This is a genomic window from Hafnia alvei (genome assembly GCF_034424155.1).
GTDB lineage: Bacteria > Pseudomonadota > Gammaproteobacteria > Enterobacterales > Enterobacteriaceae > Hafnia > Hafnia alvei.
The window spans coordinates 224692-247185 of sequence record NZ_CP139992.1; the positions used below are offsets into that span (position 1 = coordinate 224692).

The window sequence follows — 22494 nt, forward strand, 5'->3', positions numbered from 1 at the left end:
AAGTTTGATTTTAGGGGAATCGTAGGGATGGGGTCGTAGCAGCTTTAGCTGCCGGAGCGCCCCGCCCTGCGATAGCCCCGTGTATCTCGGTTTAATAAACGATCGATAAAATATCTTTGGTTTCGGATGCTGCGCAATGCGGCATCCGACTCATCAGCTACAGGCATTGAGGAATCGCGACAAAGGAACTGCCGTCGTTGGTGGTGAGATAGTAAGTTGCGTTTGCTGGCTGATAAATTAAATGCTTACCGCTGCGATATCCGCGCAGACTATCGACATCAGCACTGTACCAGCGCTCGTTGGCATTGTTTGGGCTTTTATCATAGGCGTCCCCACCGATACTTTTGTTTTCTAACAGTAAATTACTCGCCCAAATAGATTCTTGTGTATTTCCACTCCAGCCAAATCGCTTTGCTTTATCGGTGGTGACATAGCTGGCGGGTAGCTCTTGGTGCTGATTGATTTGGCGGATTAAAGAGCTCAAACCCTGAGTATCGTTTATGGTTGCTGAGGATTGATGCATGAGCTGTTCGTTGGCCTGACGTACCACGCTTTCGCAGTTAGGTAGCTGCCCCGACAAACTGGACGCAGAAAACACCAGCAACGCTGAAGCCAATAAGGTGTGATGGTATCTGATTTTTCTCATAATTTGCCTCCGTACGTAGCTAAACCTATGAATCAAACCGTCATGGAGCTGTTGCGTATAACGAGGCCACCACACGATGTGATGGCCTGCCGAATAGGGTGTTTTAGTTATGAGCAAAGAAAGAGGGTTTGTACGGAATGAATTCGTGTCTATCCATTCCTTAACAATATAAAACCAAACAAAATGCAACAAAGCATTAACATAACGTGCCATGTGATGAAAAGGTCAAACCAAAGAACCTCTTGGCGCTAAAAGCTCTGTGTTATTCTCAAAAAAACTAAATCAAGCCTATTGATATCAAGGATGCAATGCTGATGAGAGAACTTACCCATGCGCTGACGTTGTGGTTAAAGCAGCCTGAGCGGCAAGGACAGGTGTATTTTACGGGTAATCAGCAACCTGCACCGGAACTGGCATATCAGGTTAATTTCCCGCGCTTAGAACTGGTGTTAGAAGGCCAGCAAAAAATGAGGTGGGAGGACGTGCAAGGCGGTTCGGCTGAACATATTCTGCAAGCGGGTGACGCCCTGTTTGTTCCGGCCGGAGGGTGGAATAGCCCTGAATGGAGTACACCGGTGACAACGTTGAGCATTTTGTTCGGCAAGCAGCAGCTTGGGTTTAGTTTACTAAGCTGGAACGGTGAGCAGTATCAGGATTTGGGTAAGCAAAATGTGGCGCGTCGTGGCCCGCGTGTGGGCTCATTTCTATTGCAGGCGCTAAATGAACTGACGTGGAACCAGCGCGATCAAAACACGGCGCGTTTCATCGTGAAGGGATTGATTAGTCATTGTTTAGATTTACTCGGCAGCCAGGTTCAGACCGCATCACGTAGTCAGGCGTTGTTTGACGCGGTGCGTCAGCATGTTGATGAATTTTATCGCGATCCGTTAACCCGCGAGTCTGTTGCGCAGGCATTTTATATTTCGCCTAATTACCTTTCACATCTATTCCAAAAAGCGGGAGGCGTAGGTTTTAATGAATATCTCAACTACACGCGCCTTGAACAGGCCAAGCATTTGCTGAAACGCTACGATATGAAAGTAAAGGAAGTCGCTCATTCGTGTGGCTTTGTTGATAGTAACTACTTTTGTCGACTGTTTCGGAAAACTACCGAACGTTCTCCTTCGGAGTATCGCCGCCAGTATCGGAGTCAGTTATTGGATAAGGCGTAGCAAAACAGGTTAGCGAATATTCTGTCTAGGCGATGTTGATGTGTGTTTCCTGCGGTGATGTGACGATCTTTTTCACCGCTGTTAATGTGCGCTCCGGGAAGCGCAGAAATGTGCTGATACTGCTGTGAACGCAGCGGCAATGGGTAAAGCGCTCGGCACCTTCCAGTTCTATATCGGCAATTAATAACACGACATCCGCAGAGGCCACGTCGTGCTCTGATAGCAGATTTTCGATACCAAGTGCCCCTTGAGTTTCAATTTTTACCTGCCATTTTTCTTGTTGGCAGATTTTCTCCAATCGCTCTGCGGCCATATAGGTATGAGCTACGCCGCTAATGCAGCCGGTGACTGCAACCAGTTTGATGGTCATTTTCGTATCCTCGCAAGCACACTCATTACCCGCCCGTTATAACACGATATCCAGCCTTGATGGCCAGTTGCCGTATTGGTTCGATCTCTGCCTCGCTAGGTGCTACTACGTCGCTCATTTTATAAGGGCGATTGAGCAGACGATATTTGGCCTCACCAAACTGATGAAACGGCAGTAAATGGATTTCGGGGAGTTTAAAAGGTGCCAAGAATTTTAATATGGCCTGAAAATTGTCTACGTCCAGCGTGTAGCCGGGAATAAGCGGCACACGTGGTATAAGTGGTATTCCTTCTTCTATCAGCCGAGTGAAATTACGTAAAACACGTGGTTGGTGCATATTGAGCAGATTTTTCGCTCGTTCCTCATCCATAATTTTTAGATCAAACAGGATGGAATCACACTGCTTGGCCAGTTCGAGAAACGTTGTGAGGCTGGTATCGCCTGCCGTTTCTATGGCGGTATTAATACCTAAATGTTTAAGCTGGGTGAGGAATTGGCGGGCAAAAGGCGCTTGCATCAGTACCTCACCGCCAGAGAGGGTGACGCCCCCTCCAGACGAACGGAAAAATACGTCGTCTTTCAGCACTTCTTTCAAAAGATCGTCGAGCGAAATATCGCGCCCAATACGCTCCATCGCAGCGGCCGGACACTCATCGGCATTATTCAGACACGGCTGGCAATGCAGGCACTTGGCTTCGCGGCGTACGATGTGTATTTGGTTAGAAATAGATTCAGGGTTTGCGCACCACGGGCAGGTGTGCGGGCAGCCTTTGAAAAATACGACGGTGCGGATCCCGCCGCCGTCGTTAAGCGAATAACGTTGGATATTAAAGATCCGCGCCATATTGCTGGGCAAGCGCCCAGCGGATGTTGGCGGGTTAGAGCTGATGTGCCGTACGGCGAATGATGTCATCTTGGATCTCCTTCGACAGCTCAACAAAGAAGGCGCTATAACCAGCCACACGCACTACGAGCCCCGCGTAATCTTGTGGTTTCTCCTGTGCGGCACGTAATGTCTCAGCATTCACCACGTTAAATTGAATATGTTGTAGCTTGAGCTTAGTAAATGCACCCAGAAAATCGGCGAGTTTATTCAGCCCAGCTTGCCCTTCGAGTGTGGACGGAGTGAATTTCACGTTCAGCAATGTACCGTTTGAAAGCAGATAGTTATCCAATTTACTCACCGATTTGAGCACGGCGGTGGGCCCCTGTGCATCTTGACCGAGCATCGGCGATAGCCCACCGTCGGCCAGCTGTTCACCTGCGTAACGCCCATCTGGCGTTGCGCCAACTACCGCACCGAGCGGAACATGGGCTGAAACAGTATAGGAACCCGGTGTGAACTGCCCACCTCTAGGGTTGCGGTAGGTTTCAACTTCTTTGCAGTAAAAACGCAGTAGATCGGCGCTGATGTTATCCACCACGTCGATATCGTTGCCGTACTTCTCAAAGCGATTGATAAGGCGGGCACGAATTTTCTCACCTTCTGGCGTTGCAAAGTTAGCCTTCAGTGTTGCAATCAGCTCATCAAAACTAAGTCGCTGTTGATCGAAGACCATGCCTTTCAACGCATGCAGAGAGTCGCTGAGATTCGCGATACCGATGCCTTGCACTCCCGAGAAATTGTAGCGCGCTCCCCCTTCGGTGATGTCTTTGCCGTTGCTGAGACAATCACTAATGAAGGATGAAAGCAGCGGTACCGGCGCCCAATCACGGTGGCCGATATCACAGATATTACTGCCTTGCGCCATCAATTTTACGTAGTGGCAAATTTTGTTGCGGATCTGTTCCAAGAGATCTTCGTAATGCAGATTAGCGTTGCCTTCATTTTCAAGCAGAACGATCTCCATGACTTTGAGTAGATTAAACATGGCAATGTCATGCAAGCCGTAGGTTTTGCCCGGAATAGAGAGTTCTACGCAGCCGACCACCGAATAATCTCGTGCGTCTTCTAGCGAAACGCCCCGATTCAAAAATGCAGGGACAACGACTTCATCGTTGAAGATCTGGGGAATACCCGTGCCGATGCGAATAGTTTCGGCAGTTTTCAACAGGAAAGGGCGGTCGATTAATTCATTCACACGCACGCCGAGGTTGGGCTGTGGAAGCTGAGTGCTTTGGTATGCGTCTAGGCATAAAAACGACAAGATGTTGACCGCACTGCGACCTGTTGCCGTTAGGCCACCCAGCAAGATGGTATAACCCGTTGGAAAACCAGCAAAATAGCGTGCGCTTGAGGTGGAGCGTAGCAGCACGATATCGTTGCATTTGATCCACAGTGATTCCAATAGTTCGCGCAGGAAAAGTGGGTCTTCGCCTTGATTCAATGACGATTGATAGAAGGGCAGCATATATTGGTCAAAACGCCCTAGCGAAAGGGAGCTGGCGTTCGACTCATATTGCAAGATGATGTTCATATACCAAAACAGCTGACAGGCCTGATAGAAATCCTGCGGAGGCTCAGTGGAAATGATGCCGGATACTTCTGCTATTGTGACCAGTTCTTGGCGACGACGCTCATCAGGGCAAGCCAACGCCATTTCTTGCGCTAGCGCGCTATAACGCAGTATGTGGCGCTGCGAGGCTTCTAGCAGTAGAAAAGCAGCTTGATAAAAAGCGTTATCAGGTTGCTCGGCGATCAGTAAGCGCATTTCGCTGACCAGCGCGCCTAGGCCATTTTTCAGCAGACGAGGGTAGTCAATGATGATGTGCCCTTGCCCTTTATCGGTTTGGTTAATACTGAAAATTTGCGTTTTTACTGCGGCCTTAACTTCATCGTCCATCTGCCCATTGATAAAGTCTTTCATTGAACGCTTTTCCCAATAAGGGAATAGCTGGTCACGGTAAATGGCTTTATCTGCCTCTGAGATCTCGAAGCGATCCTGTGGGCGAGTCGAAAATTGGTCTAGCTCTTTGAGAAGCCAATAGGGATCCATCTCCGGAGACATGATCCCTGCGCGTGGTTTAACGGTGCGGTTACCCGCAATTAACTCATCGGCTCGGATAGAGATCTCAACATGATCGAGTATGTATGCGGTGGCTTTCGCTCGGCGCAAAATCGTTGGCTCGCCCTCAGTTTGCTGGTGGCTTGCGGTATAGAGCAAGGCTCGCTCCAGTGAAATTTCTCTAGGGTTAGCAAACATCGCTGCTTTTAAGCGTTCGATACGAGCGGTCATAGTGGACTCCGATCCGAGAATTCAGCGGGGAAAATGATTATGGATTTAACAATCCACATCGGTTCCTGCAATTAGGCCATTTGTGAAATATGGGACTCTATTTTGCCCATGATGGCATCTGCACGTTTAACCGCGTCGCTGATGTTGACGCGTACGATGGTTTTACCTTGGAATCTTTCCTCGAACTTGATGCCAATGTCTTTGGTTAAGATCACCATATCTGCAGATGCAACGTCTTCGGCCGTTAATTCGTTTTCTAATCCGATGGAGCCTTGGGTTTCAACTTTGCATTCCCAGCCTTTGGTTTTCGCCGCGCGTTCTAAGGCTTCAGCCGCCATATAAGTATGGGCAACACCTGATGGGCAAGCGGTTACAGCGATAATCTTTGTCATAATGATGTCCTCAAAACAGAATTAATTGATTTCAAAATCCAGATCTAAATCGTCTTCTTGATTCTCAGGTTGTACGGCCTGTTTTTTGGCTGCCAAACTTTTCAATAAGTTGACGCACAGCGCGGTAACCACCATGCCAACGGCCAACGCGGCGATATAACCAAGCTTTCCTTCAACGACAGGCAGAACGATAAGCCCTCCCCATCCTGCATAACACTGAGCGCCAAACAATGCAGCGGTTACCGCACCGCAGGCGGAGCCGATCATGATGGATGGGATTACCCGTAATGGGTCGGCGGCGGCAAAAGGTATTGCGCCTTCGGTGACGCCAACGCAGCCCATAAGTAACGCGGCTTTGCCTGCTTCTCTTTCTTCGGTGTTGTAGTATTTGCGGCCAATCAGGGTGGCAAAACCCAACCCAAGAGGCGGAATGGCAATCGCGACGGCGGCAATGGCCACAACGCTATAAACGCCTTGAGCAACGCAGATAAGCATGAAGGCGTAGGCGACTTTGTTGACAGGGCCACCCATATCAAAAGCCAGCATGAGCCCCATGATGACCGCAAGGACGACGATGCTTCCCTGCTGCATACCTTGTAACCAATGTGTCAGGCCTGAGGTGAGCGCACCAACGGGCTCGCCTAATCCCCACATCATGATCCCCGCAGTCAGGAGAGTGCCGATAATTGGAATAACGAAGATAGGCATGACCGAACGTAGGATCTTGGGAACGGGGATCTTCTTGAGATAGAACACGATGATACCGCCGATAATCCCAGCAATGATGGCCCCGAAAAAGCCCGCGCCAAATGAATTTCCTACCCATGCACCGATGGCGCAGGGAGCCAGCGCAGAGCGGTCGGCGATGGAATAGCCAATATAGGCAGCCAGAAAGGGCACCATCAATGTCAGACCAGCAACGCCGATATCAAATAGCTTTTTTAAATTGGGATCGGTCGCTGCGTCGGGCACGGCACCTTTGCCGTACAACATGACGGACACGGCAAGTAGGATGCCGCCGGCGACGACAAAAGGGATCATGTGTGAGACGCCAGTCATTAAGTGCTGGCGGGTATTTTTAAGTATCTGAACCAACTCTTTCATCGCGTTCTCCAGTACAGAGAGTAAATGCATAGGATGAGCCATTAAGGCCGATCTGACTCGAAACTGGACTCCACAATAGGCAATCTAAAGTTCGGCAGACAGTGGAGAAAAATGCCATTTACTGGATATTTGTACGGTGTGGATGAAAATGAGATCGGGCGCAAACTTATGGTGAATGAATCGAAGAATCTAGCGTTAATTTGCGATGTGAGCGGCATCTCACTTTTTACGGGTGATTACATTTGTCCAGTGTTTGGCATTTTTGTCCCATATCCGCATAGGTCGCACTGCTTCTATCCTGTCTAGCATTATCAAGCGTTAGCTCAGGAGAGTGTGCCATGTCGCAAGTGCTGAAATTTACCTGTGAATTACCGAACGGTGTTCATGCCCGCCCGGCGAGCCATATCGAAACGCTGTGCAATCAGTTCACCGCGCATATTGAGTGGCTTAATTTACGCACTGGACGAAAAGGGAATGCCAAAAGTGCTTTGGCGCTGATTGGTACCGATACTTTGCACGGCGATGAATGCCATCTCATGATGGAGGGCGCTGATGCCGAGCAGGCGCTCGAGCGCCTGTCTTCCTTCATTAAGAACGAATTCCCCCACTGCGATGCGCCTTTGCCACAGGTAGCACAAACGCAGGAGGAAGAATTACCGCAGTCCTTAACCAATCTGCACCCTAAAATTGTGCGTGCGCGTTCAGTTTGCGGCGGGATTGCGAATGGCATTTTGGTGCATTTGTCTGGCATCGATTTTAATCGTCTGGGTGAGCTGCCAGCGTCACGCGGCGTGGAAGTAGAGCAAAGAGAGCTGGACGCTGGGCTAAGTCGCCTATTGAAGTCTTTGGAACTTCAATTGATGGATGATAGCGGAACGGCCAGTGCGGTTCTCGAGGCGCATCGTTCGTTATTAAGTGATAACTCTCTGCGTAATAAGCTCTTAGAACAGGTTGTTGAAGGTGCTAGCTGTGCCCAAGCTATCGTGGCTGCCGGTGAGTATTTCTGTCAGCAGTTTGCCGCATCGGCCAGTGAATATCTGCAAGAGCGTGCGTTAGACGTACGTGATGTGTGCTTCCAGCTGTTGCAGCAAATTTATGGGACTCAACGGTTCCCTTCCCAAATAGCCCTACAGCAAAACAGCATTTGCATGGCGGATGAACTGACGCCAAGTCAGTTTTTAGAGCTGGATAAATCGCTATTGAAGGGCCTGCTGTTGAACAGCGGCGGTAGTACGTCGCATACGGTTATTTTGGCGCGTTCATTCAATATTCCAACGTTAGTTGGCGTTGACGCCAATGCCCTTGCAGATTATGTGCAGCAAAACGTGCAGATTGACGGTGATTTAGGGCTGATCGCGCTGGAGATATCGCCTGAAGTACAACGCTATTATCAGCAGGAAGCGCAGGTACAGGCATGCATTCGTGAACAGCAGCAAGCCTATCTTTCGGCACAAGGACGCAGTGCAGACGACGTACGTTTGGAAGTGGCCGCGAATATTGCCCATTCCATTGAGGCCGCACCGGCGTTTGGTAACGGTGCCGAATCGGTAGGGTTGTTCCGAACCGAAATGCTGTATATGGATCGTGCCAATGCGCCTTCAGAAAAGGAGCTTTACAATATTTATTGTCAGGCGTTAGAGGGAGCGAATGGGCGTAGCATTATTGTGCGAACGATGGATATCGGGGGCGATAAGCCGGTAGAGTATCTTAAGATCCCGGCAGAAAATAACCCGTTCCTTGGCTATCGCGCCGTGCGTATCTATCAGGAATTTATTTCTCTATTCCATACTCAACTGCGCTCGATCCTGCGCGCCTCCGCGCATGGTTCACTCAAGATAATGATCCCGATGATTTCTTCCATGGAAGAGATTTTATGGGTGAAAGATCAACTGGCTGAAGTGAAGCAAAACTTACGTGCAGAACAGATCCCTTTCGATGAAAAGATCCAGCTTGGCATCATGCTAGAAGTGCCGTCGGTGATGTTTATCATCGATCAATGCTGCGAAGAAATTGATTTCTTTAGTATCGGCAGCAACGACCTGACCCAGTATCTTCTCGCCGTCGATCGCGATAATGCCAAAGTGACGAAACACTATAACAGCCTAAATCCTGCCTTTTTACGTGCGCTGGATCATGCCGTTCGTGAAGTACATCGGCAGGGTAAATGGATTGGGCTATGCGGTGAACTTGGTGCGAAAGGTTCTGTTCTACCGCTTCTGCTGGGGCTAGGGCTTGATGAAATTAGCATGAGCGCCCCTTCAATTCCTGCCACCAAAGCGCGTCTGGCACAGCTAGATAGCCGAGAGTGCCGTTTGTTACTTAATCAAGCGATGGCCTGCCGCACGTCTTTAGAGGTAGAGCATTTATTGGCGCAATTCAGGATGACGCAGCAAGACGCGCCGTTGATTAGCGCAGACTGTATTTCGCTAAGTGATGATTGGCGCAGCAAAGAAGAAGTCATCAAAGGTATGACCGATAACCTTTTGTTGGCAGGGCGCTGCCGCTATCCACGCAAGCTGGAAGCAGATCTGTGGGCGAGAGAGGCGGTGTTTTCTACCGGCTTGGGTTTTGGTTTCGCTATTCCACACACCAAATCCGAGCATATTGAGCAGTCCACCATCAGCGTTGCGCGGCTTCCACAGCCTGTAGTTTGGGGAGACGAGGAAGCCCAATACATCATCATGTTAACGCTGAACAAACATGCCGCTGGCGATCAGCATATGCGCATTTTTTCTCGATTAGCGCGTCGCATTATGCATGAAGAGTTTCGCTCGGCGCTGGTTGAAGCCAAAGAGGCAACCGATGTGGCTAATTTACTGGCTCGTGAGCTAGATATTTAATCTAAGGAAATAGGCTATGGAATTCTATCTAGATACCGCGGATATCGCAGAAGTAAAACGTTTGGCTCGTATTTTCCCCTTGCAAGGGGTGACAACTAACCCAAGCATTGTCGCCAAAGGAGGCCAGCCGGTTTGGGAGGTTTTGCCGCAGCTTAGGGAGGCTCTCGGTGGCAATGGCATTTTATTTGCGCAGGTGATGGGGCGAAATGCTGAGCAGATGGTTTTAGAGGCCAAACAGCTTGCGGAGCGCAATTCTGGGTTGGTGGTGAAGATCTCTGTAACGCAGGAAGGTCTGGCGGCCATTAAGCAGCTGAAGACATTAGGCATCCCAACGCTGGGGACTGCGGTTTATAGTGCCGCGCAAGGATTATTGGCTGCGCTGGCGGGCGCTGATTATGTCGCACCTTATGTGAATCGCATTGATGCACAGGGTGGTGATGGAATTAAAACGGTGCAGGAACTTCAGTCGCTGTTAGAGATGCATGCTCCGCACGCCAAAGTGCTAGCAGCCAGTTTTAAAACACCGCGTCAGGCCTTGGATTGCTTATTAGCGGGTTGTGAAGCGATAACGCTGCCGCTAGATGTGGCACAGCAATTTTTGGCTTCCCCAGCCGTGGATGCGGCGGTGGATAAATTTGAACAGGACTGGCAAGGGGCGTTTGGTTGTTTGTCTTTGTAAGGTCTTAGGATAAATAACGTAAAAAAGGGAGGCCTACGCCTCCCTTTCAAATTAGAGAACTACTGACTACAGCAGGCGACGAGCGGCCTCAACGACGATTTTCACCGCGTGAGATTCTGTTTTCTTCATCGTTTCTGCATTTGGAATTTCTTGCTGAGTGCGGTTAACGATAACACCCGCAACCATACCTGCACGCAGGCCTTGGCTTGCACACATGGTCAGCAAAGTCGCTGACTCCATCTCAAAGTTCATCACGCCCATTTCCTGCCACTCTTTCATTGAGCCTTTGAAACGGCTCACTACGCGGCCAGAGAAGGTGTCGTAGCGCTCTTGACCAGGATAGAAGGTGTCAGAGGAGGCGGTTACGCCGATGTGAGTGGTTGCGCCAACGGCCTTAGCGGCGTCTACCAGAGCGGTTGTACAGGTAAAGTCAGCAACGGCTGGGAATTCCATTGGGGCAAAGTGCAGGCTCGCACCATCTAAACGTACGGAACCGGTGGTGACCAGTACATCGCCCACGTTGATGTGCGGCTGAATTGCGCCAGTGGTGCCTACGCGCAGGAAGGTACGAATACCCAACTGTGCCAGTTCTTCAACGGCGATAGACGTTGATGGGCCGCCAATGCCGGTTGAGCAAACGATGACAGATTTGCCGTCTAGCTCTGCACGCCAAGACGTGAATTCACGATGTGAGGCCAGCTTAACTGGGTTATCCATCAAATTGGCAATTTTTTCTACGCGCTCAGGATCACCAGGAACGATAGCCAAGGTTGCGCCTTTCAGATCGCTTTTTACGAGGCCAAGGTGGAAAACATCAGACTTAGACATACGGACTCCTCTGTCATTGCTATAAGTTGTAAGGAGGAACAAAAACGCACTCTACTGAAATTCATCGGCTAAATGCGTGACTCAAATCACTACGTATGAAGAAACAATAACAAGAACGACAAATAATTGTGATTAAAATCACATAAAGTGGCGAGTTAGCCGTTTTTTTCACCGCCAACAGTGTGGCATGCCTATTTTGTGTTCGCCAGCGAAGCGGGCATTTGGTGGATGATAATGTGTTGTCTTGGCTTTCCAGAAGATTGTTTATACCCGTCATATATGAAGTTGCATCGGCGTTGGCTACGTTGGCTTATCGTCGCGATGTAACGCCAATTATTGAGGGTTTGCTTCTCAAGCAAACAAATTATTGCTATTTATACTTAACATTCTTGCAATATATTCAGACAGGGAGCTTTACATGAAGACTGAAGATCTCATCACATTGGTAAACTCGCCATCCACGTTCTCCCCCGCTGCGGGCACGATTGCTCAGAGTACCGTTCATACCGATAGCGAAGGTTTGCATGCAGGCTTTACTACGATCCCTTCTCAGGGAGACGATCTTCCTGCTTATTTAGCTAAACCCTTGCATGCCGATGGCCCGCTACCGATTGTGTTGGTCGTGCAGGAAATATTCGGTGTGCATGAGCATATTCAAGATGTTTGCCGCCGTTTAGCCAAGCAGGGCTATTTGGCTATCGCGCCCGAGCTGTATTTTCGTCAGGGCGAAGCCAGTGATTACACCGATATTCCAACGCTATTTCAAAACCTCGTCAGCAAAGTGCCAGACAAACAGGTGCTGGGTGATTTAGACCACGCGGCACATTGGGCGGCTCGTCACGGTGGTGATGCTAGTCGTCTGTATATCACTGGATTCTGCTGGGGCGGGCGTATTACGTGGCTATATGGCGCGCATAATCCGCAGCTTAAAGCGGGGGTTGCGTGGTATGGACGCTTTGTTGGGGACAAAACGCTCACCTCTCCTAAGCATCCTGTAGACATTGCCGCAGAGCTCAGCGCGCCGATGTTAGGGCTTTATGGTGGTTTGGATGACAGTATTCCGCAAGAAACGGTGGACACCATGCGCCAATCGCTGCGTGCAGCCAACGCAACGGCGGAGATTATTGTTTATCCACAGGCAGGCCACGCCTTTTATGCCGACTATCGCCCAAGTTACAACGCTGAGGCGGCGAAAGACGGTTGGGAGCGTATGTTGGCATGGTTTGCTACCTATGGCGGTGTGAATAAGCTTGATTAATCAGCTGGTTTTTGGGATTCAGTGCGGCGGGGTTTTACCGTTTTTCACTGAATCTGATAAGGTGGGAGTGATAATCTAAAATAATAAGAGGTCATGATGACAGCCACTATTTTTTTGCATCCCTCCTTGGCCCCATTGGAAGGCGGCGTTAATTTCCGTGACATGGGCGGCTATCTGGCTGCCGATGGGCGTCGGATTAAGCGTAGTAAGTTGTTCCGTTCGGGCGCGTTAGACCGCCTAACGGACAAAGATTTGAGCTACCTGCAAGACGTACCGATTAAAAATATCCTCGACTATCGTGATGCCGATGAAGTTTCTAACAAGCCTGATGTGCTGTGGGATGCGGTGCGCTATATCAACTTGCCAGCCAATCCGCTGAGCACTGAGGTGAACGCCAATCTGGAGAAACTCACCAGTGAAGCGTTGGAATCTTTTGATGCGAACGCATTTATGCTGGAGCTCTATCGCCGTTTACCCTTCAGTAATCATGCTTATCAGCTGTTAAGCACATTGCTGCAAAGCGGTGAGGAAGGTGCGATTGTGCAGCACTGTGCGGTAGGTAAAGATAGAACGGGCGTAGGCTCCGCGTTGGTGCTGTTTGCTTTAGGCGCCGATGAAGCAACGGTGATGGAAGATTATCTGCTAACCGAAACCACGCTAGCGCCATTCCGCAGCCAAATGCTGGATTACCTCTCTATTAAATTGAACGAAAAAGCGCTGGGGCAGTTTTCTCACGTACTGTCTGCCCGTGAGGAATTTTTGGTGACGGCGTTGGATGCGATCAAAGAGAAATACAGCACGGTTGATCGCTGGCTGGAACAAGAATATGGGCTAAATATGCAGGTGAGATCACAACTTCAGCAACAGTTCCTTGAGCCGTAAATCTCCGATATTTAAAGCAAGTGGAGCCTTTCGGCTCCACTCAATCCATTTTTCATACCGCTTACGTAACCAAAGCGCCGCTTAACCAAATTCAACCCCCTCCACATATAGCCCTCCAGTATGTTAGCGCCTGAGAAATCCTCAGGAGATAATAACTATGCAACACGCAATTACATTCGTTATTGCTACGCTGTGTATCCTTACGATCTGCTACCGTTTATACGGTATCTTTTTCGTAAAAAAGGTACTGCGTGCAGATGATAACGAAGTGACTCCATCACATACCTTTGAAGACGGGAAAGATTACGTACCTACCAAAAAATGGGTTAACTTTGGTAGTCACTTTGCGGCTATCGCCGCGGCGGGACCTTTGGTTGGTCCGGTTCTGGCGGCACAGTTCGGCTATCTGCCGGGCTTCCTCTGGCTGCTGATCGGTTGTGTCGTCGGCGGTGCCGTACATGACACCGTGGTGCTGTTCGCTTCCATGAAACACCAGGGTAAATCCCTATCTGAAGTGGCTAAATCTGAACTGGGGCCGATTGCGGGCTGGTGTACCGGTTTAGCCATGCTGTTTATCATCACGATTACCATGGCAGGCTTGTCGATGGTGGTGGTGCATGCGCTGGAACGTAACCCTTGGGGGACTTTCGCCGTATTCATGACCATTCCTATCGCGATCGGCGTGGGGCTATGGGAACGTGTGACCGGCAGTATGAAGGGGGCAACTTATGTAGGTATCGCGGCTATTATGGCCTGCGTATTCTTCGGCCCACATATTCAAAATACGACTTTTGGCGAGTGGCTGACGTTTAAAGCGACGACCGTAAGCCTGTTGCTGCCAGCCTATGCCTTCTTTGCAACGGCGTTACCGGTGTGGATGCTGTTGACGCCACGCGGTTATCTTTCAAGCTTTATGAAAATCGGCGTGTTTGGCGCGTTGGTTATCGGCGTTATCTTCATTAACCCAGAAATCCAGTTCCCTGCGGTGACTCAGTTCATCCACGGCGGTGGCCCGGTTCTGGCTGGTCCAGTGTGGCCGTTCATTTCTATCACTATCGCCTGTGGCGCAATCTCTGGTTTCCATGCGTTTATCGGTTCTGGCACTACGCCAAAACAGATCGACAAATGGAGCGATATCCTGCCGGTTGGTTTTGGTGCGATGCTGGCAGAGTGTGTGGTCGGCGTGATGGCGCTGATTGCTGCAACCTCTCTGCATCCTGCAGACTACTTTGCGATTAACTCCAGCGCGGAATCGTGGGCTGGGTTAGGCATGGAAGTGGTTCACTTGCCGAAACTGAGCGAAGAGATTGGTTTGGATCTCTATGGCCGTACCGGTGGTGCCGTTACGTTGGCGGTGGGTATGACGGATATCTTTATCCGTGTGCCATGGTTTAGCAATTTGGCGTCTTACTTCTTCCAGTTCGTCATCATGTTTGAAGCGGTATTTATTCTGACCGCGGTTGACTCTGGTACTCGTGTAGCACGCTACCTGCTGCAAGATTTCTTGGGTGACCTGTGGGCTCCGCTGAAACGTACTGACTGGCTGCCAGGTTCAATCTTCTGCTCTATCATCGCCTGTGCGCTGTGGGGCTATCTGTTGAACTCCGGTGATATTAACTCGGTGTGGGCGTTGTTTGGTGTGTCCAACCAGCTGATGGCTTCCGTTGGTTTGATTATCGGCGCAACGATCATCCTGCGTTTGGCGACCAAGCGCGTGTATATGCTGACCTGCGTTATCCCGTTAGCGTATCTGTTCGTGACCGTAAACTATGCCGGTTACTGGATGATTAAAAACGTCTATTTCAACTCTGCGGCGAAAGGCTACAACATCTTCAACGGCACCATCTCAATCATCATGATGGTATTGGGTGTGATTATCCTGATCTCTGCTCTGCGTAAATGGCGTGAACTGTGGGATGTACGTGGAAAAGAACTGCGTGCTGAACAGACGACCGCAACAGCATAAATAATTAAGTTTTACTACTCTCTTAAACGGCCGATTTATCGGCCGTTTATTTTTGGTTAATCCACAATGCTGCTTTGATGCCGTATTCTGCCAAGATATCCCTTATCAAGAGAGCGATGCCGTGACGTTAGATAGCATTATTCAGGTCGTGGTTGAATTTGTTCGCAACCATGAACATTGGGCCATTCCGATCGTTTTCTTTTTAGCTTTCGGCGAGTCGCTGGCATTTTTATCACTGTTATTACCCGCAACGGTGATTTTGCTTGGCTTAGGTGCGCTGGTTGGCGAAAGCGGGATCGCATTCTGGCCGCTGTGGATTGCCGCTAGCGTCGGCGCCTTTATGGGGGATTGGGTCTCATACTGGTTTGGCGATCGCTATCAGCATCAGGTTGAGCATATGTGGCCGCTTTCTCGTCATCCGCATTTGATGGTGCGCGGGCATGCATTCTTTGAACGCTGGGGAACGTGGGGCGTATTTATTGGCCGATTTTTTGGCCCACTACGTGCTGTTGTTCCGCTGGTAGCGGGGATTTGCGGGATGCCGAAGCGGTATTTTCAACTGGCCAATTTACTCTCGGCCATCCTGTGGGGATTTGCCATGTTGGCTCCCGGCGCTTTTGGCATCCAATGGCTAAACGGCTGGCTTGACTGAGTTCCGCTGCGTTTCATTGCACTTTGCGCGCAGCCTCGCAGACTTTGCTTACTCGCTCTGGACATCCATACAGTATATTATTACCGTGACGTTCAGAAAAAGTCATCAAGGCGGAGGCAGGGTGGATTCCAGCATATTTTATGGTTTAGCAGGCGGCGTTGTTGGCCTGCTGCTGGGTTGGTTACTGGCAAGTTTGCGTATGCAACAGCATCGATTGACGCTGGAGGGCGATTTGCGCCTGCATCAGCAGGAAATTGCGCAGTATCAGCAAGAGCAACAGACGCTGATTCAGCAACGCCAGCAACAAGAACAACAGGTGCGAGAGAAAGAACAAGAACTACGCACGTTATATAGCCAATATGCCGCGACGCAGGAGAAGTTAAACCAACAGTCGATTTGGCGTGATGAATATGAACAACTTAATCAAGAACTTCGCGCTCTACGTGAAGTCAATAGCGCGCAGGAAGCCGAACTGCGCGAAGTGACGATTCGCTTGGAAGAAACTCGGCTAGGGGCTGAAGAAAAGCAGCGCTTGCTGATTAACAGCGAGCAGCGCCTGAGTGCCCAATTCGAAAATCTCGCTAACCGTATTTTTGAGCAGAGTGGAAAGCGTGTCGAAGAACAGAACCGGCAAAGCCTAAATGGCTTACTGAGCCCGTTGCGCGAACAACTCGATGGCTTTCGCCGTCAGGTTCAAGAGAGTTTTGGACAAGAATCGCGAGAGCGGCACACGTTGGCGCATGAAATTCGTAATCTCCAGCAGTTGAATGCGCAAATGGCGCGTGAGGCCGTCAACCTGACTAAGGCCTTGAAAGGGGATAACAAAACGCAGGGTAACTGGGGTGAGGTGGTACTTAGCCGCGTTTTAGAGGCCTCGGGTCTGCGTGAAGGCTATGAATATCAAACGCAGGTGAGTGTGCAGGTTGGGGTGAATAACCGCATGCAGCCGGATGTGATTGTGCGTCTTCCGCAGGGTAAAGACGTGGTGGTTGATGCCAAGATGTCGCTGGTGGCTTATGAGCGCTACTTTAATGCCGAGGATGATGCAGTGCGAGAGCTCGCGCTGCAAGAACATGTCGCCTCGGTTAAAGGCCATATTCGCCAGCTAGGGCGTAAAGATTATCAGCAGCTCCCCGGATTGCGCTCGCTTGATTATGTTTTGATGTTTATCCCCGTTGAGCCTGCATTTTTGGCAGCGATTGATCGTGAGCCAGAACTGATTAGCGAAGCATTGCGGCATAACATCATGCTGGTAAGTCCGACGACCTTATTGGTTGCGTTGCGTACTATCAGCAATTTGTGGCGCTATGAACATCAAAGCCAAAATGCACAGAAGATCGCCGATCGTGCATCGAAGCTATACGATAAAATGCGCTTGTTCGTCGATGATATGGAATCTCTTGGGCAGAGTCTGGATAAATCACAGGCAAGTTATCGTCAGGCAATGAACAAACTGGCGCAAGGCCGTGGTAATCTGATAGGGCAAGTCGAGAGTTTCCGTACTCTGGGAGTGGAAGTGAAACGGCCAATTAGCCCTTCACTTGCCGAAGAAGCCCGACTGGAAAATGAACCCGAAGATGAGGAGTTTGCTGAACCTGCGGATTACGCTACCCAGCAACCTGCCATAAGAGTCGCTAATGGACTCGATGATTAACACTGCTCCTTGCTTCGACTAGGCCGAGCACTGTTCGCACCACCGAACAGCGCTTAATCGCGTAGATTCACAATCAATCAGATTAAAAGCAGGCTAAGAAAAAATGGTAGATCAAACGCCGGAAACCACTCATTTCGGTTTCAAAACCGTCGCCACCACTGAAAAAGCAGGCAAAGTTGCCCAGGTATTCCACTCCGTTGCGGCAAAGTACGACTTGATGAATGATCTCATGTCATTTGGCATCCATCGGGTTTGGAAGCGTTTTACCATTGATTGCAGCGGCGTACGTCGTGGGCAAAAGGTGCTTGATCTTGCCGGTGGTACGGGCGATCTAGCGGCCAAATTTTCACGCATTGTAGGCGAGCAGGGCGAAGTTGTTCTGGCTGATATCAACGACTCCATGTTGAAGATTGGTCGCGAAAAACTGCGTAATCTGGGCGTGATCGGCAATATCAACTACGTTCAAGCCAACGCTGAAGCGCTGCCGTTCCCTGATAACCATTTTGACTGCATTACCATTGCCTTTGGCCTGCGTAACGTGACCGATAAAGATAAAGCGCTGCGCTCGATGTATCGCGTGTTGAAGCCGGGTGGACGCTTGCTGGTGCTGGAGTTCTCTAAGCCGCTACTTGAGCCGCTGAATAAAGCCTATGATGCTTATTCATTCCACATCCTGCCAAAAATCGGCGAGCTGGTTGCGCATGATTCTGAAAGCTATCGCTATTTGGCAGAATCTATCCGTATGCACCCCGATCAAGAAACGCTGAAATCCATGATGGATGACGCTGGTTTTGAAAACACCACGTATTTCAACTTAACCGGTGGGATTGTTGCTCTACATCGTGGTTACAAGTTTTAACTGAAGGATCGCTATGCTGACCCCATTGCTAAACCCATTATTGACTGGTGCGATTGAAACGGCGCTCAACCGAATTTTGTACCGCGATCGGGCGCTAAACAGCGCTCGTCAGCGCCTGACAGGTAAAGTGCTGGGTGTTTTCGTTAATGAAATAAACTCGCCGATCTATTTGGTCTTTAGTGAGAGCCGTGTGGATGTTTTAGGCGCATGGGAAGACAACACGGATTGCAGCGTCACGACGAGGCTATCCGTATTGCCCGAACTGCGCGATCGTCAGCAACTGACTGCACTTATTCGTTCCGGTGATTTAAACGTAGAAGGCGATATTCAGGTGGTGCAGCAGTTCATCGGTCTGTTGGATTTAGCCGAATGGGATCCTGCTGAGCTGTTAGCGCCGTACACGGGCGATATTGTTGCCCAAGGGATGAGCCAGTTTTTACGTAAAGGTGCCAGCTTTATTGCCACGGGCTGTAAACGTCAGCAGCAGTACATTGGTCAAGCGATGACCGAAGAGTGGCGTGTGGCTCCGGGTGCATTGGAAGCGGCGTGGTTTAACGAAGAGGTTGATGCCGTCAATCGTCAAACGGAAAGTCTGGATAAGCGACTTTCTCAGCTTGAGGACAAGGTATGACGCCAACGGAACTGTGCCGCTTTTATTTGATTGTGCGTGTGTTCCTGACATACGGCCTCGATGAACTGATCCCGAAAATGCGCATGACTTTGCCGCTGCGCATGGGCAGGCATTTGCTGTTTTGGATGCGTAACAAGCACAAGGACAAACCTCTTGGTGAACGCCTGCGTTTGGCATTACAGGAGTTAGGGCCGGTTTGGATTAAGTTTGGTCAGATGATGTCGACTCGTCGCGATCTGTTCCCGCCGATGATCGCCGATCAGCTGGCGCTGCTTCAGGATCGCGTAGCACCTTTTGATGGTGCTCTGGCCCGTAAGCAAATTGAAGATTCAATGGGCGGCCCGCTTGAGCAATGGTTTGATGATTTCGACCAAAATGCGCTGGCTTCGGCTTCTATTGCTCAGGTTCATACGGCTAAATTAAAAGAGAACGGCCGTGAAATCGTGCTGAAAGTGATTCGCCCCGATATTCTGCCCATTATCAAAGCTGACGTGCGCCTGATGTACCGTTTTGCGGGCTGGGTTCCGAAGCTGATGCCGGATGGCCGTCGTTTGCGCCCACGCGAAGTGGTGCGTGAATACGAAAAAACGTTATTGGATGAGCTCAACTTGCTGCGAGAAGCGGCGAACGCCATTCAGCTTCGTCGTAATTTCGAAGACAGCCCAATGCTATATGTTCCCGAGATTTACTCTGATTACTGCCGTGAAAATGTGTTGGTGATGGAGAGAATCTACGGTATTCCGGTGTCTGACTTGCCTGCTTTACATGCGCAAAATACCAATATGAAACTGTTGGCAGAGCGCGGCGTTCAGGTCTTCTTTACTCAGGTCTTCCGCGATAGTTTCTTCCATGCGGATATGCACCCCGGCAACATTTTTGTGAGCTATGAACACCCAGAAAATCCGCAGTATATCGGCATCGACTGTGGCATCGTGGGCAGCTTAAACAAAGACGATAAACGCTATCTGGCGGAAAACTTTATTGCGTTCTTCAATCGTGATTATCGTAAGGTCGCTGAGTTACACGTTGATTCTGGCTGGGTTCCGCGCGATACCAACATTGAAGATTTTGAGTTTGCCATTCGTACGGTGTGTGAGCCTATTTTCGAAAAGCCATTGGCTGAAATCTCGTTTGGTCATGTGCTGTTAAATCTGTTCAACACTGCGCGGCGCTTCAACATGGAAGTGCAGCCACAGTTGGTTCTCTTGCAAAAAACGCTGCTGTATGTGGAAGGACTGGGGCGTCAGCTTTATCCGCAGCTAGATCTGTGGACGACGGCTAAGCCTTTCTTGGAAACATGGCTGCGCGATCAGGTAGGCATACCAGCGATTATTCGTTCTTTGAAAGAGAAAGCGCCGTTCTGGGCTGAAAAGCTGCCGGAGCTACCAGAGTTATTCTATGACAGCTTGCAACAGCATAAAGCCTTGCAGCAGAGCGTCGACCGTTTATTCACGCAGCTTGATAAACAACGTAATCGCCATGGACGCTCACGATATTTGTTTGGGATTGGCGCTACACTATTACTGAGTGGTACGATTTTGGTTGCCGCGAAAATTGCAGTCTGGCCAGCTTGGGTTATTGCTGGCGGATGTGTGGCTTGGATCGCTGGATGGCGTTATACCCGCCAGTAGATACCCAAAACGAGTAATTCATCGTTCCTAGCGCATACTTTTGGTTAATTGTTATTGGTTAGTAGTTCAATATTTCTGCGTGACTACCGTATAATGCGGCGCACGAATAACCCCTATCAATAGAGGTGATTAAAATGGGTGGTATCAGTATTTGGCAGTTGTTGATTATTGCAGTGATCGTAGTACTGCTGTTTGGTACTAATAAGCTGCGTACTCTGGGTTCCGATCTTGGTGCGTCAATTAAAGGTTTTAAAAAGGCGATTGGTGATGAAGACAAAACCCCACCGTCGGCTAACACAAACAACACTGCGGCCCCGCAGGATGCAGACTTTAAGTCTCTGTCCGAGCAGCAGCCTGAAGTGAAGAAAGAAGAATCTAAGAGCCAGAACAAAGAGCAGGTGTAAGCTGTGTTTGACATCGGGTTTGGTGAGCTGCTGCTGGTAATGGTCATAGGTCTAGTTGTACTAGGCCCTGAACGTTTGCCTGTTGCAGTGCGTACGGTTGCCGGATGGATCAGGGCGCTGCGATCTCTTGCGGCCTCTGTTCAGAACGAACTGTCGCAGGAGTTAAAGCTTCAGGAGTTGCAGGATAGTTTGAAGAAAGCCGAAAGCGCTGGTCTTCAGAATCTGACCCCTGAACTAAAAGCCTCAATGGATGAGCTAAAAGAAGCCGCAGAGTCAATGAAGCGCAGTTATCAGACTCAGGTTGCTGAGCCTGTTGCAAAGGCTGCTGAAACCATCCATAAACCGGATGCGACAGACCCTGAAGCGTTTCACGACGAAGTCGATGCAGGCTTAAGAGAAGATGAACGCAAGCGTGCCGAAGCCGTTAAGGTGGAAGCAACCAATGCAACATCGGCTGAGCCGGTAGCCACAGAGGACGCTTTGGTTGATGCTGAAAAACCAGCAGTGAAAATTCCAGAGCAGCCTGTTCCCTCTCACTCTACAACAAGCGATCGTTAAAGCATGGCCGTTGATGATACCCAGCCTCTGATTAGCCATTTAATCGAGCTACGTAAGCGACTCTTAAATTCGATTATTTGTATTCTGGTGGTATTTCTGGCGCTGGTCTATTTTTCCAACGACATTTACCACCTGATTGCATCGCCGCTGATTAAGCAGCTGCCACAGGGCGCTAGCATGATCGCCACCGATGTCGCATCGCCGTTCTTTACGCCGATTAAGCTGACAATGATGGTGTCGGTGTTTGTTTCTGCGCCGATGATTTTGTACCAGATTTGGGCTTTTGTGGCTCCAGCCCTTTATAAGCATGAACGCCGCCTGCTGATGCCATTGCTGGTTTCAAGCTCGTTCCTGTTCTATTTAGGTATGGCGTTTGCCTACTTTATCGTGTTCCCATTGGCGTTTGGTTTCTTTGCGAAAACCGCACCGATTGGTGTGACAATCGCAACGGATATCAATAACTATCTCGATTTCGTTATGGCGCTCTTTATGGCGTTTGGCGTGTCGTTTGAGGTTCCGGTAGCCATTATTTTACTGTGCTGGAGCGGAGTAACTACGCCAGCGGAGTTAAAACAGAAACGCCCATATGTCATCGTGGGTGCCTTCGTTGTGGGTATGTTGCTCACGCCGCCTGACGTGTTCTCGCAAACACTGCTGGCGATCCCAATGTGTATCCTGTTTGAAATCGGCGTATTCTTCGCTCGGTTCTACGTGGGTAAACGCCGTTCTCGTGATGAAGAGGATGAGGGAAGCGAAGAAGATACCGACGAGCAGCCAAAACAGGGCTGACAC

Annotated in this window: 21 protein-coding genes; 14 read left to right on the forward strand and 7 right to left on the reverse strand. The window is 49.8% G+C overall.

All coding sequences use genetic code 11. From position 1 onward, the window contains the following. Positions 1-157 precede the first annotated feature (157 nt). The gene (locus U0008_RS01060) at positions 158-646 is read right to left on the reverse strand and encodes a hypothetical protein (RefSeq protein WP_051874055.1); all 489 of its coding nucleotides are present in this window, start codon (positions 644-646) and stop codon (positions 158-160) included. Between the two features lie 311 nt (positions 647-957). Here U0008_RS01060 and U0008_RS01065 point away from each other — a divergent pair, with 311 nt between their 5' ends. Then, complete coding sequence (locus U0008_RS01065; protein WP_395038450.1) at positions 958-1818, forward strand: helix-turn-helix transcriptional regulator; 861 nt, start codon at positions 958-960, stop codon at positions 1816-1818. 25 nt (positions 1819-1843) lie between these two features. Here U0008_RS01065 and U0008_RS01070 read toward each other — a convergent pair whose 3' ends face one another. From U0008_RS01070 to U0008_RS01090, 5 genes are all read right to left on the reverse strand, one after another. Beyond that, complete coding sequence (locus tag U0008_RS01070) at positions 1844-2188, reverse strand: PTS fructose-like transporter subunit IIB (RefSeq protein WP_025802200.1); 345 nt, start codon at positions 2186-2188, stop codon at positions 1844-1846. A gap of 25 nt (positions 2189-2213) precedes the next feature. Continuing rightward, positions 2214-3101, reverse strand: a complete 888-nt coding sequence (locus U0008_RS01075; RefSeq protein ID WP_043490292.1) for a [formate-C-acetyltransferase]-activating enzyme — start codon at positions 3099-3101, stop codon at positions 2214-2216. Further along, a complete protein-coding gene (locus tag U0008_RS01080; RefSeq protein ID WP_043490295.1) occupies positions 3067-5364 on the reverse strand; it encodes a formate C-acetyltransferase in 2298 nt (765 codons plus the stop codon). The genes U0008_RS01075 and U0008_RS01080 overlap by 35 nt, the downstream gene beginning before the upstream one ends. Before the next feature lie 71 nt (positions 5365-5435). Next, the gene (locus U0008_RS01085; RefSeq protein ID WP_043490296.1) at positions 5436-5756 is read right to left on the reverse strand and encodes a PTS fructose-like transporter subunit IIB; all 321 of its coding nucleotides are present in this window, start codon (positions 5754-5756) and stop codon (positions 5436-5438) included. Positions 5757-5777: 21 nt separating this feature from the next. After that, the gene (locus tag U0008_RS01090) at positions 5778-6860 is read right to left on the reverse strand and encodes a PTS fructose transporter subunit EIIC (protein ID WP_043490299.1); all 1083 of its coding nucleotides are present in this window, start codon (positions 6858-6860) and stop codon (positions 5778-5780) included. 338 nt (positions 6861-7198) lie between these two features. Here U0008_RS01090 and ptsP point away from each other — a divergent pair, with 338 nt between their 5' ends. Together ptsP and fsa are read left to right on the forward strand one after the other, a co-directional pair. Beyond that, on the forward strand, positions 7199-9700 hold the full coding sequence (gene ptsP, locus U0008_RS01095) for a phosphoenolpyruvate--protein phosphotransferase (RefSeq protein ID WP_043490301.1): 2502 nt from the start codon (positions 7199-7201) through the stop codon (positions 9698-9700). A 16-nt stretch (positions 9701-9716) separates the two neighbouring features. Continuing rightward, entirely contained in the window at positions 9717-10379 is a 663-nt protein-coding gene (gene fsa / locus U0008_RS01100; protein ID WP_043490304.1) for a fructose-6-phosphate aldolase, read from the forward strand. Between the two features lie 66 nt (positions 10380-10445). On the opposite strand, the gene udp is transcribed toward fsa, so the two are convergent. After that, positions 10446-11207, reverse strand: a complete 762-nt coding sequence (gene udp / locus U0008_RS01105; RefSeq protein WP_025802213.1) for a uridine phosphorylase — start codon at positions 11205-11207, stop codon at positions 10446-10448. Between the two features lie 418 nt (positions 11208-11625). On the opposite strand from udp, the gene U0008_RS01110 reads away from it, so the two are divergent. The 11 genes from U0008_RS01110 (at position 11626) to tatC (ending at position 22491) form a co-directional block, all read left to right on the forward strand. After that, positions 11626-12465 (forward strand): dienelactone hydrolase family protein, encoded by an 840-nt coding sequence (locus tag U0008_RS01110; protein ID WP_043490306.1) that lies wholly within the window; start codon positions 11626-11628, stop codon positions 12463-12465. Positions 12466-12561: 96 nt separating this feature from the next. Then, positions 12562-13347, forward strand: a complete 786-nt coding sequence (locus U0008_RS01115; protein WP_043490309.1) for a tyrosine-protein phosphatase — start codon at positions 12562-12564, stop codon at positions 13345-13347. Positions 13348-13504: 157 nt separating this feature from the next. Continuing rightward, positions 13505-15313, forward strand: coding sequence for a carbon starvation CstA family protein (locus tag U0008_RS01120; RefSeq protein WP_043490311.1), 1809 nt, complete (start codon positions 13505-13507; stop codon positions 15311-15313). Positions 15314-15434: 121 nt separating this feature from the next. Beyond that, positions 15435-15965, forward strand: a complete 531-nt coding sequence (locus U0008_RS01125) for a DedA family protein (RefSeq protein ID WP_043490314.1) — start codon at positions 15435-15437, stop codon at positions 15963-15965. A gap of 121 nt (positions 15966-16086) precedes the next feature. Next, the gene (rmuC, locus tag U0008_RS01130; protein ID WP_043490316.1) at positions 16087-17619 is read left to right on the forward strand and encodes a DNA recombination protein RmuC; all 1533 of its coding nucleotides are present in this window, start codon (positions 16087-16089) and stop codon (positions 17617-17619) included. Positions 17620-17722: 103 nt separating this feature from the next. Further along, on the forward strand, positions 17723-18478 hold the full coding sequence (gene ubiE, locus U0008_RS01135) for a bifunctional demethylmenaquinone methyltransferase/2-methoxy-6-polyprenyl-1,4-benzoquinol methylase UbiE (RefSeq protein ID WP_025802224.1): 756 nt from the start codon (positions 17723-17725) through the stop codon (positions 18476-18478). A 13-nt stretch (positions 18479-18491) separates the two neighbouring features. Beyond that, positions 18492-19109: a ubiquinone biosynthesis protein UbiJ gene (gene ubiJ / locus U0008_RS01140; RefSeq protein ID WP_038501897.1), complete on the forward strand. Its 618-nt coding sequence runs from the start codon at positions 18492-18494 to the stop codon at positions 19107-19109. After that, positions 19106-20740: a ubiquinone biosynthesis regulatory protein kinase UbiB gene (gene ubiB, locus U0008_RS01145; RefSeq protein WP_043490318.1), complete on the forward strand. Its 1635-nt coding sequence runs from the start codon at positions 19106-19108 to the stop codon at positions 20738-20740. Before ubiJ ends, ubiB begins: the two co-directional genes overlap by 4 nt. A gap of 134 nt (positions 20741-20874) precedes the next feature. Continuing rightward, complete coding sequence (gene tatA, locus U0008_RS01150) at positions 20875-21144, forward strand: Sec-independent protein translocase subunit TatA (protein WP_025802230.1); 270 nt, start codon at positions 20875-20877, stop codon at positions 21142-21144. Between the two features lie 3 nt (positions 21145-21147). Next, positions 21148-21702 carry a Sec-independent protein translocase protein TatB gene (gene tatB, locus U0008_RS01155; RefSeq protein WP_025802233.1) on the forward strand — a complete coding sequence of 185 codons (555 nt, stop codon included), beginning with the start codon at positions 21148-21150 and terminating at the stop codon, positions 21700-21702. A 3-nt stretch (positions 21703-21705) separates the two neighbouring features. Further along, positions 21706-22491, forward strand: a complete 786-nt coding sequence (tatC, locus tag U0008_RS01160) for a Sec-independent protein translocase subunit TatC (RefSeq protein ID WP_025802235.1) — start codon at positions 21706-21708, stop codon at positions 22489-22491. Positions 22492-22494 lie beyond the last annotated feature (3 nt).